At 73.3% G+C, this 10,486-nt stretch carries 8 protein-coding genes; 4 read left to right on the top strand and 4 right to left on the bottom strand.

What is annotated here, in order from left to right; genetic code table 11:
• Positions 1 to 573: 573 nt before the first annotated feature.
• Positions 574 to 1,995: an alanine racemase gene (locus tag E7Z53_RS18560; RefSeq protein ID WP_197722630.1), complete on the top strand. Its 1,422-nt coding sequence runs from the start codon at positions 574 to 576 to the stop codon at positions 1,993 to 1,995.
• 10 nt (positions 1,996 to 2,005) lie between these two features.
• On the opposite strand, the gene E7Z53_RS18555 is transcribed toward E7Z53_RS18560, so the two are convergent.
• Entirely contained in the window at positions 2,006 to 2,380 is a 375-nt protein-coding gene (locus tag E7Z53_RS18555) for a hypothetical protein (RefSeq protein ID WP_017833524.1), read from the bottom strand.
• A 263-nt stretch (positions 2,381 to 2,643) separates the two neighbouring features.
• Here E7Z53_RS18555 and E7Z53_RS18550 point away from each other — a divergent pair, with 263 nt between their 5' ends.
• From E7Z53_RS18550 to E7Z53_RS18540, 3 genes are all read left to right on the top strand, one after another.
• Positions 2,644 to 3,135, top strand: coding sequence for an NfeD family protein (locus tag E7Z53_RS18550; RefSeq protein ID WP_017833523.1), 492 nt, complete (start codon positions 2,644 to 2,646; stop codon positions 3,133 to 3,135).
• A gap of 64 nt (positions 3,136 to 3,199) precedes the next feature.
• Positions 3,200 to 4,315, top strand: a complete 1,116-nt coding sequence (locus tag E7Z53_RS18545; RefSeq protein ID WP_017833522.1) for an SPFH domain-containing protein — start codon at positions 3,200 to 3,202, stop codon at positions 4,313 to 4,315.
• Between the two features lie 139 nt (positions 4,316 to 4,454).
• Complete coding sequence (locus E7Z53_RS18540; protein WP_031283042.1) at positions 4,455 to 4,790, top strand: RNA polymerase-binding protein RbpA; 336 nt, start codon at positions 4,455 to 4,457, stop codon at positions 4,788 to 4,790.
• Between the two features lie 84 nt (positions 4,791 to 4,874).
• Here the strand turns inward: E7Z53_RS18540 and E7Z53_RS18535 are convergent, their stop codons facing one another.
• The 3 genes from E7Z53_RS18535 to E7Z53_RS18525 all read right to left on the bottom strand — a co-directional run bounded on the left by E7Z53_RS18535 (position 4,875) and on the right by E7Z53_RS18525 (position 10,424).
• The gene (locus E7Z53_RS18535) at positions 4,875 to 5,612 is read right to left on the bottom strand and encodes a polyprenol monophosphomannose synthase (protein ID WP_109244335.1); all 738 of its coding nucleotides are present in this window, start codon (positions 5,610 to 5,612) and stop codon (positions 4,875 to 4,877) included.
• 196 nt (positions 5,613 to 5,808) lie between these two features.
• Positions 5,809 to 7,497, bottom strand: a complete 1,689-nt coding sequence (locus tag E7Z53_RS18530; RefSeq protein WP_176338565.1) for an amidohydrolase — start codon at positions 7,495 to 7,497, stop codon at positions 5,809 to 5,811.
• An 89-nt stretch (positions 7,498 to 7,586) separates the two neighbouring features.
• A complete protein-coding gene (locus tag E7Z53_RS18525) occupies positions 7,587 to 10,424 on the bottom strand; it encodes a DEAD/DEAH box helicase (RefSeq protein WP_176338564.1) in 2,838 nt (945 codons plus the stop codon).
• Positions 10,425 to 10,486: the final 62 nt, after the last annotated feature.

The raw sequence follows: 10,486 nt of genomic DNA, 5'->3' as shown, positions 1-10,486 counted from the left end.
TGCGGAGCAGGCTGTCCGGGGGGCAGCGCTCAGCATCCGTGTCCGCGCACGCCGTCGTTCCGGCTGTTCCGGTGAGCTCCGGACGCTCGGCTCTTCCGTGACGACACGAACCCGTCCTGCAGCGCGGATTCATCACGCGGCTCCGGGGCCGGCAGGAGCGACCCGCCGTGAGATCCCGGACGACGACGGGCCGGTGGGCCGTGGGCCTCTCCGCCGCCGGGCTCGTGCTGGGCTCGGTCGCGCCCGTCCTGACAGTCGTCCGACAGGACACTGGCACCGAGCCCGCGCTCGTCGTCGTCGCGCCGATGCTCGCAGCACCGTTACGACACGGCGGACCGGCCGTCCCGCTCCGAACAGACCGGCGCCTCTCCCCTGTCGACGCCGTCAGCAAGCCGATGTCCTCGTGTTGCGCCGCCCGGCCCTCCTTTTGTGGCCACTTGTGGGGGGATTCCCCCGTCGACCCGGCCTCGGGGGGCCGGCCGCCGATACGCTCGCCGTGGCCGACCTGAATTCGCGTCGGCAAATTCTTGGTTCAAGGGGAGGACATCCGTGGGACGACGGAACACTGTGATCGTGACGGACGGCCGGGGGCGCCGGCTGGTGACCTCCGTGCTGGCCCTGTCGGTGCTGGCCCTGGCCGGCTGCGGACAGGACGACGCCTCGGACGCGCCCCCCGCGACCGCCTCCGGATCGGTCGCCCTCTCCCCCTCGCACGGCGGCCTGCAGGGCGGGAACCTGGTCCTGGCGGACACCGGCGGGGGCACCGACGGCCCGGTCACCGTCCGCTTCGGCGAGACGGAGGTGGAGTGCGAGTTCGACGACCGCTCCGCGCGCCACGCCTGCGTGGCCCCGGCCCGCGGGACCCCGGGCACGGTGGAGGTCTCCTTCGCCTCCGGCGGGAGCGACGTCGGGGAGAAGACCGCCTACACCTACACGACGCAGGGCACGCAGGACATCCCCCTCCTCACGGTCAACACGGAGACCGTGCGCAGCAACGCCGAGGCGATCCGGGCCGACTTCCCGTCGAACGTCCAGCTCGGCGCCGTGCTCAAGAACGGCGAGCCCGTGGACGTGTTCGGCAAGGTCATCGAGGACGCCGCCGAGGTCGACTACATCTTCGTGCCGAAGCTCGACGACGCCATCGCCCTGCGCGAGGCCGGCGTCGAGGCCAAGATCGCGGTGCTCTACGTCGCCCAGATCGAGGACATCCCGCTGCTGATGCACTACGACGTGGAGGTCGCCGCCACGGACCCCGCCTGGGTCGAGGCGGCGGAACAGGTGCTGTCCACCACGGGAGGGACGCTGAAGGTCCACCTGTGGGTCGACACGGGAATGGGGCGCGAGGGCGTCGTGCCCGAGGAGGCGCTCCCCCTGGCCCGAGCCGTCGAGGACGCCCCGCACCTGGAGCTCGCCGGCATCGCCACGCACTTCTCCACCGTCACGGCGGAGGACAAGGACGCCATCGAGCGCAACGACACGGCCAACACCACGGTGGCCCAGAAGAACCGCTTCGACGGTGCGGTGGCCGCGATCCGGGACGCCGGCCTCGGGCAGGACGCCCTGATCCACGCGGGGGCCAGCGACGTGCTGGACCAGGAGATCGACTCCCTCTACTACGACCTGCTGCGGGTCGGCGGCATGTTCTTCGCCAGCAGCCCGCCGGAGACGACCCTCTACTCCTGGACCACGGAGCTGAGCCAGGTCAAGACGCTCCCCGCGGGCTGGTGCATCGACTACGGGTGCACCGAGCCGACCACCGAGCCCAAGAAGGTGGGTCTCGTCAACCACATCCCGTCCCGGGAGAACGAGCTGACCTACACGGTCGGCGGCAAGCAGGTCCCGGTGCTGCTCGACCACGGCACGGTCCTGACCCTCGACCTGTCCGAGGTGCCGGAGGCGGCCGCCGGGGACGAGGTGGCCATCGACTTCAGCGCGGAGGCCTTCCACCTGCTCGACGCCACAGCACCGCTGCCGGTGACGACCACCGGCGGGTGACCGGCGCCGTTCAGGACCGACCGGCCGGGTCCTCGACGTCGTGGTCCAGCACGAGGTCGGCGTGGAAGTCCCGCGCCAGCTCCCGGGCGCGGGCGGCCCGGCGCGCGGAGGCCTCCGGCCCGACGGTGAGGTCCACGTAGACGACGGGCCGGCCGCAGGACTCCTCGAGCCGGGCCCGCAGCACCTCCGCCCGGTCGTCGCCGGGCGCGCAGCGGCCCGTGCCGAGCAGGACGAACGCGCGCTCGAAGTCGGGCTCGGCGGGAACGCCCCGCGCGATCAGGGCGGGCAGCCGGGACTGCAGCGCGGAGAGGCCGACCACGGCGGTCGCCGTCCCGGCGAGCCAGGCGCCGGCGGCGGAGACCGCCACCGAGGTGATGAGTTTCATGGATCTCCTCCTCCCGCGTGCCGGGGTCTGTGGGGCGGTCCGGCACCGGGCCGGACCGACGGACGGCGGCGTCCCGCGGTCCCGGGAGAGTCCGGCGCGACCACCGTAGAGATCCCAACGCCCCCGGAACAGCGCCTATTCCGGGGACCCCGGCCGCGGCCCTGCCGCCACGCCGCTCCAGCGTCCTGTCAGGCCCGTGGGGCAGAATGGGTCCAATGCGAGGGTGCCCTCGCGGACGCGGATTCGGAAGGCCGGGGACGGACATGTGGGAGTGGCTGGTCGAGAACTCGTGGGTCCTGTGGCTGATCGTCGTGATCGCTCTGGCCGCCGTCGAGATGCTCACCCTGGACTTCCTCTTCCTGATGATGTCCGCCGCCGCGCTGCTGGCGTTCGGGGTGAGCTGGGTGACGGACAACTTCGTGCTCCAGGTGGTGACGTTCGCCCTCGCCTCGGTGCTGCTCATCTTCGCGGTGCGGCCGGTGGCCCTGCGCCGCCTCAACCGGTCCACGCCCGGGACCGCGTCCAACGCCGCCCGGCTCATCGGCCTCCCGTGCCAGGTCCTGGACCCCGTGACCGGCCGCAGCGGGCTGGTGCGCCTGGAGGGCGACACCTGGAGCGCCCGCTCCGTCACCGGCGAGCAGCTGCCCCCCGGCACCGACGTCTTCGTCCACGACATCGAGGGCGCCACCGTCCTCGTGGCCCCGTACCCCGCGCCGGCCGCCGACGGCGGGCCGGCGCCGCGCCCGTCCTTCTGACCCCCAAGACCGCACCGGCCCGGCGGGAACGCCGCCCGGAGCGGCACCACCGAGAGAGGCACCCGTGGACCTAGCCGTCATCGTCCTGCTCGCCATCCTGGTCGTCCTGGTCTTCATCATCCTGCTGAGGTCGGTGCGGATCATCCCGCAGGCCCGGGCCGGGATCGTCGAGCGACTCGGCAAGTACCAGAGCACCCTCACCCCCGGTCTGCACTTCCTCATCCCGTTCGTGGACCGTCTCCTGCCCCTCATCGACCTGCGCGAGCAGGTCCAGTCCTTCCCGGCGCAGTCCGTGATCACGGAGGACAACCTCGTGGTCGGCATCGACACGGTCGTCTACTTCCAGGTCATGGATCCGCGTGCCGCCACCTACGAGATCGTCGACTACATCCAGGCCGCCGACCAGCTGACGTCGGCGACCCTGCGCAACGTGGTGGGCGGTCTGAACCTCGAGGAGGCGCTGACCTCCCGCGACAAGATCAACGCCGAGCTGCGCGGGGTCCTGGACTCCACCACGGGGCGCTGGGGCATCCGCGTGTCGCGGGTGGACATCAAGGAGATCACTCCCCCGCCGTCCATCCAGGACTCGATGGAGAAGCAGATGCGCGCCGAGCGGGAGCGCCGCGCGGTGATCCTCACGGCCGAGGGCGACAAGCAGTCACGGATCCTCATGGCCGAGGGCCAGCGGCAGGCGGCCATCCTGTCCGCGGAGGGCGAGGCGAAGGCCGCGATCCTGCGCGCGGACGGCGAGGCCCAGGCCATCCGGAAGGTCTTCGACTCGATCCACCGGGCCCGGCCGACCCAGAAGCTGCTGGCCTACCAGTACATCCAGACCCTGCCCAAGGTCGCCGAGGGCAGCGCCAACAAGGTGTGGATGATCCCCGCCGAGCTCGGCGACGCCCTGCGGGGCGTGGGCGACTTCCTCTCCAGGCCGGACGAGGACGGCCCGGACCGGACCTGGTCGGACGCGGACGAGATGCCGGAGCCCGAGTCCGCGGACGAGCCCCTCGTGAAGCCGGACGCCGTCCGGGTGACGGAGGAGGACCTGCAGCCCAACCTGGAGCGCACCACCGTCGACCCGGACGAGTTCACCATCCCCCGGCCCTCGACCATCGACCCGGAGGCCCCCGTGCGCCTCGACGACCCGATGCCGCCGCAGGACGGCCCGGCCGCCCGCTGACGCGGCGGGCCCGGGCCTCGGGGAACAACCCCGGGAGCCCGTGCGTTGCACCCAGCGGATCCCGGGTCCGTGCGACCCGCCGTCAGCCCGAGCGTGCGCCACTGCCGTGGCCACCGTCAGTTATGGAGGAACCACCACAATGAGCGACCGCAGCCTCAGGGGAATGCGTCTGGGCTCCCAGTCCATGGAGACCGAGGCCGGTGTCGAGCCGGCCCCGCGCCAGCGCGTCGAGTACCGCACCGCGGACGGCGAGAAGGTCACCGTCACCTTCGCGGCGGAGGCCGAGATCCCGCCGGTGTGGGTGTCGAAGACCGGCAAGGAAGCGATCATCGTCAACGGCGAGAAGCCGGTGAACCCCAACGAGAAGCACCAGCGCACGCACTGGGACATGCTCCTGGAGCGGCGCAGCACGGACGAGCTCGAGGAGATCCTGGCCCAGCGCGTCGAGTTCTACCGGGAGAAGCACGCGATCTGATCCTGTCGCCCGGCACATGCGGAGGGCCCCACCCGGTTCGGGTGGGGCCCTCCGCATGTGCCGGGCAGCGCGCCGGTCAGAGGCTCAGCGGCGGGTGAGCTTGCCCGCCAGGGTCCTGGCGCGGGCGGTGAGCCCCCACTGGGCCACGCGCACGACGGCCTCCCTGGTTACGTCCGGGCTCATCTTGGACTCGCCCTCGGCGCGTTCCACGAAGGTGATGGGCACTTCGACGACGCTCAGGCCGGCCCGCTCGGTGCGCCAGCCGAGATCGATCTGGAAGCAGTAGCCCTTGGAGTCGACGGTCTCGAGACCGATCCGTTCGAGGGTCTCGCGGCGGAAGGCGCGGTAGCCGGCGGTGATGTCGTGGATCCGGGAGCCCAGGAGCGTCCGGGCGTAGAGGTTGCCGCCGCGCGAGAGCAGCTGGCGCTGCAGGGGCCAGTTCACGGTGCGCCCGCCGGGGACGTAGCGGGAGCCGATGGCCAGGTCGGCGCCGCGCTCCACGGCGTCCAGCAGCAGCGGGAGCTGCTCGGGCTGGTGGGAGCAGTCGGCGTCCATCTCGACCAGGACGTCGTAGTCCCGGGCCAGGCCCCAGCGGAAGCCTGCGATGTACGCGGCGCCGAGGCCCTCCTTGCTGGTGCGGTGCAGGACGTGGATGTTCTCGTCCGCGGCGGCCATCTCGTCGGCGAGACGGCCGGTCCCGTCCGGGCTGTTGTCGTCCACCACCAGCACGTGCCCGTCCGGGACGGCCTGGCGGAGCCGGTCCATCACGGTCGGGAGGGACTCGTGTTCGTTGTAGGTGGGGATGACGGTCAGTACGCGCACCGGGTGGTTCCTTTCGAGGTCTGCCTGCCGCACCACAGGGCAGGCTCCCTCGTCTTCGGACCAGTCCGGCCCTGAGGGGATGCCGGCCTGTTTTCTAAGGACGAGCGAGCCCACCCGGCAGCAGTTGCCCAGCCTAACCTGCCCCGCGCCTGCGACCAAGATCCGAACGCCGCGGGGTGGCCGGGCGCCCCGCGGCTCAGAACCCGGCGGAGCGGTACAGCTCGACGCCGTCGAGCACGGTCTGGCGGCACACGGGCAGGGACGCGCCGTCGAGCGCCGGGAGCAGGGGGGTGCGGGCGCGCGGGTCGGTGCTCCAGGCGGAGCCGGTCCCCTCGGCCTGCTGCACCATGAGGGCCTCGACGTCCCAGACGGCGAACGTGGCCGGGGTGCCGGGCGCGAGCTGGCCCTGCATGGGGTCGGGGTGCCGGGCGGCCCGCCACGCGCCCCGGGTGGAGGCGAGGAACGCGGCCCGCGCGGAGATCCGCTGCTCCGGGTCGTGGTGCTGGAGGCAGGCGCGGACGGTCTCCCACGGGGACAGCGGCACCACGGGGGCGTCGCTGCCGAGGGCCACCGGGACCCCGGCGCGGTAGAAGGAGGCCATCGGGTTCATCGCGGCCGCCCGGTCGGCCCCGAGGCGCTGCTCGTAGAGCCCGCCCGGTCCGCCCCAGGCGGCGTCGAAGCCCGGTTGCACGGACACGGTCACGGCGTGGTGGGCGAGCCGCTCGATGCCCTCCGGGTCGATCATCTCGGCGTGCTCCAGGCGGTGGCCGGCGCTGTGCAGGGCCCGCTCCCCCACGAGCGCCTCGGCGCGGTCGAGGCCGTCGAGGACGATGTCCATCCCGGCGTCCCCGATGACGTGGAAGCCGCCCTGCAGACCGGCCTCCGTGATCGCGGCGAGGTGGGCGGCCACGGCCGCGGCGTCGAGGTAGCGGTCCCCCAGGTCGCCGGGGGCGTCGGCGTAGGGGGCGCGCAGCGCGGCGGTGCGGGAGCCCAGGGCGCCGTCGACGCACAGGTCCCCGGCGAGCCCCACGAGCGACTCCCGCCGCTCCACGGGGCGTCCGAGCAGGTCCGCCAGGGCGGTGTCGAACCGCTCCGCCACCGCCAGCGCCTCCTGGGCCGTGGCCACGAGCTCCCCCCGGTAGGGCAGCACGCGGGGAGTGGCGCCCTCGGCGCCGACCCCGTGGTTGGCGAGGGCCGTCAGCCGCACGAGGTCCTCGAAGGGGGCGACCTGCTCGGCGTTGGCCTCGACGAGGGCCACGTAGCCCTGGGCCGCGGCGTGCCGCAGGGCGAGCCGGTGCAGCTCGGCGCGGCGCCCGGCGTCGAAGTCGAGGGCCGCGGCGCGCACCCGGTCGTGGGCCAGGTTCTCCACGCGGCCGTCGCCGAGCCACCCGTCGGTCCCGGCGAGGCCCAGCCGCCGGGCCAGGGACGAGGACACCACCCCGGAGTGGACGTCGATGCGGGTCAGGTAGACCTCGCGCCCGCCGGCGGCCCGGTCGAGCTCCTCCGCCGTCGGCGCCCGGCGCTCCGGCCACACGGACTCGTCCCAGCCGGAGCCCAGGACCGGGCCCGTGCTCGTGCGGGCGGCACCGGCCACGGCGTCGAGCACCTCGTGCAGGGAGCCGGCCGCCGTGAGGTCCAGGGTGGACAGCGCCAGGGCGGTCTCGGTCACGTGCACGTGGGAGTCCACGAACCCCGGGGCCAGCAGCCGCCCGTCGAGGTCGACCACGTCCATGGAGGAGTCCTGCAGGGACTGCGCCGCCTCCTCGGAGCCGACCCAGGCTACGCGGGTGCCGTCGACCAGCAGGGCTGTGGCGAACGGGTCCGCGGGGCTGTAGACGGAGCCGTTGCGGTAGAGGACGGGACGGGCGGGGACGGTGGTGCTCACGGGTCTCCTGTTCGGGGGCGGTGGTGCGCGGGGGTCGTGCGGGGCGGTCGTGCCGGTGGACGGGGCGGCGCGGGGCGGGAGGGCGCGGCTCAGTCCTCGAACGCGGAGTGGGCCACCACGCCGCGGCGCACCAGCGCGATCGCGCGCTGGCACTGGGCGCGCGTGCCGGCGTCGAGGAGATCGATCTTGGCGAGCTGGTCGAGCATGTCGATCACCTGCTTGGCCCAGCGCACGAAGTCGCCGGCGGCGAGCTCCGTGCCGGACAGGGCCGCGCTCAGGGTCGCCCCGCGCGCCCAGAGGTGCATGGCCTCCACGAGCCCGAACTCCGGCTCCGCGGTGGCCGGGAGGTGGTGCTCCTGCTCGCGGTCGGTGAGCAGGGACCAGTTGCGCACCACGGTCTGTGCGGCCCGGTCCATGGCGGCGGTCGGCAGGACCGGCTGGATCCCCTGCTCCTCGCGCTTGGCCTGGTAGACGAGCAGGGTCACGAGCCCCGCGGTGGCGGCGGGGTCGAGGTCGTCGAGGAAGCCGTCGCGCAGGCTCAGGGCGAGGAGCAGGTCCCGGTCCCCGTAGATCCGCCGCAGCTGCTCGCCGGCGCGGGTCGGCCGGACCTCCCCGTCCGGGAGGGTCTCCAGGTAGCCGAAGGAGCCCAGCACCTCGGAGACGCGGTCGAAGGTCTTGGCGATCGTGTTGGTGCGGCTCTCGATCTGGCGCAGCAGCCCGTCGGTGTCCCGGCGCAGCGTCCACCAGCGCTCGGCCCAGCGGGCGTGGCTCTCGCGGTCCGAGCAGCCGTGGCAGGGGTGGCCGCGCAGGGCCTTGCGGACCTCCGTGATGCGCCGCTCGGCGGCGCTGGTGCCGCGGTCGAACTGGATGGTGTGCCCGCGGCCGCCGCCGCGCGGGGGCCGGTGCTCGTGCAGGGCGTTGCGCACGGACGAGGCGAGGTCGCGCCGCTCCTTGGGCGTCCGGCCCGTGAACTGCTTGGGGATCCGGATCCGCGAGACCGGCTCGAGCGGCCCGTCCAGGTCCTGAGCCCCCACCCGGCGCAGCTGGTGATCGAGGGTGAGGATGGAGGGGCGGGGGTCGTCCCGGTTGGGGTCGGTGGACAGGATCACGGCGTAGCCGGCGTTGCGCCCCCGCGGGATCTCCACGACGTCCCCGGGCAGCAGGTCGTGCAGGGACGCGACGGCGTCCGAGCGCCGCTGCCGGGAGCCGGCCTTCTCCTCGGCACGCTCCAGGTCCTTGAGCTCGCGGCGCAGAGCGGCGTACTCGGAGAAGTCCCCGAGGTGGCAGGTCATGGCCTCCTCGTAGCCCTTGAGGGACTCCTCCTGGGAGCGGACCCGGCGCGCCAGGCCCACCACGGAGCGGTCCGCCTGGAACTGGGCGAAGGAGGACTCGAGGATCTTGCGGGAGCGGTGCGCGCCGAACTGGGCCACCAGGTTCACGGACATGTTGTAGGTGGGCCGGAAGCTCGAGTTCAGCGGGTAGGTGCGCTTGGAGGCGAGACCGGCGACGGCGTGCGGGTCCATCCCGGGCTGCCACAGCACCACGGCGTGGCCCTCGACGTCGATCCCCCGGCGCCCCGCGCGCCCGGTGAGCTGGGTGTACTCCCCCGGCGTGATGTCCACCCGGGACTCGCCGTTGAACTTGTCGAGCTTCTCGAGCACCACGGAGCGGGCCGGCATGTTGATGCCCAGGGCCAGGGTCTCCGTGGCGAAGACGGCCTTGACGAGCCCCTCGGCGAACAGCTCCTCCACGAGCTCCTTGAACGCCGGCAGCATCCCCGCGTGGTGGGCGGCCACGCCGCGCAGCAGGCCGTCCCGCCACTCGTAGAAGCCGAGGACGTTGAGGTCCGCGGCCTCGAGCGAGGCGGCGGTCTCCGCCACCCGGGCGCGGATGGTCTGCTGCTCCTTCTCGCCGGTCAGCCGGATGTCCGCGGCGACGCACTGCTGCACGGCGGCGTCGCACCCGACCCGGGAGAAGATGAAGGTGATGACGGGCAGCAGGCCCTCGGCGTCGAGGCGGCGGATCAGCTGCGGGCGGGACACCCGGCGCGTCTCGGGGGTGGGCCGGAAGCCCTCGCCGCCGTTGCGGCGGGAGAACCGGTCCCGGGAGCGTCCCCCGGGCCCGCGGCCGCCCCGGCGGCCCCCGCGCGGGTGCTCGGCTCGGGCGAGCTGGAGCAGCTCGGGGTTGACATCGGGCTCGTCGCTGCCGGGCCCCTCGAGCCGCTCGGCGGCCTCCTCCACCGTGGTGTCGTCCAGGAACAGATCGAGCAGCCGCCCGCCCACCTGGACGTGCTGCCACAGCGGCACGGGCCGGTGCTCGGAGACCACCACGTCCGTGTCGCCGCGCACCGTGTCCAGCCAGGCCCCGAACTCCTCGGCGTTGGAGACGGTCGCGGACAGGGACACCAGCTGGACGCTGTCCGGCAGGTGGATGATGACCTCCTCCCACACGGCGCCCCGGAAGCGGTCGGCGAGGTAGTGCACCTCGTCCATGATCACGAAGCCCAGGTTCAGCAGGGTGGGCGAGTCCGCGTACAGCATGTTGCGCAGGACCTCGGTGGTCATCACCACGACGTCCGCCTCGGAGTTCACCGAGGTGTCGCCGGTGAGCAGGCCGACCCGCTCGGCGCCGAAGGCCCGGGAGAACTCGTGGAACTTCTGGTTGCTGAGCGCCTTGATGGGCGTGGTGTAGAAGGCCTTCTGCCCGCGGGACAGGGCCAGGTGGACGGCGAACTCCCCCACCACGGTCTTGCCGGCGCCGGTCGGCGCGGCGACGAGCACCCCCCGGCCCTCCTCGAGGGCACCGCAGGCGGTCGTCTGGAAGTCGTCCATCTCGAACTCGAGCCGGTGCTGGAACACGGCGAGCTCGGTCCTCGCGTGGGCGGCCCGCTGCTTGGCGGCCAGGTATCGGTCGGCGTAGGAGGACATGCGTCCACCCTACTGCGCGACCCGGACGTGGCCGGGCCCACCGGGGGCCCGTTCGCGACGGG

The organism is Kocuria salina (assembly GCF_013368965.1).
In the GTDB taxonomy this organism is placed as follows: Bacteria; Actinomycetota; Actinomycetes; order Actinomycetales; family Micrococcaceae; genus Kocuria; species Kocuria rosea.
The sequence above is the reverse complement of the archived record's forward strand: the minus strand, read 5'-3'. Positions and strand labels throughout refer to the sequence as shown.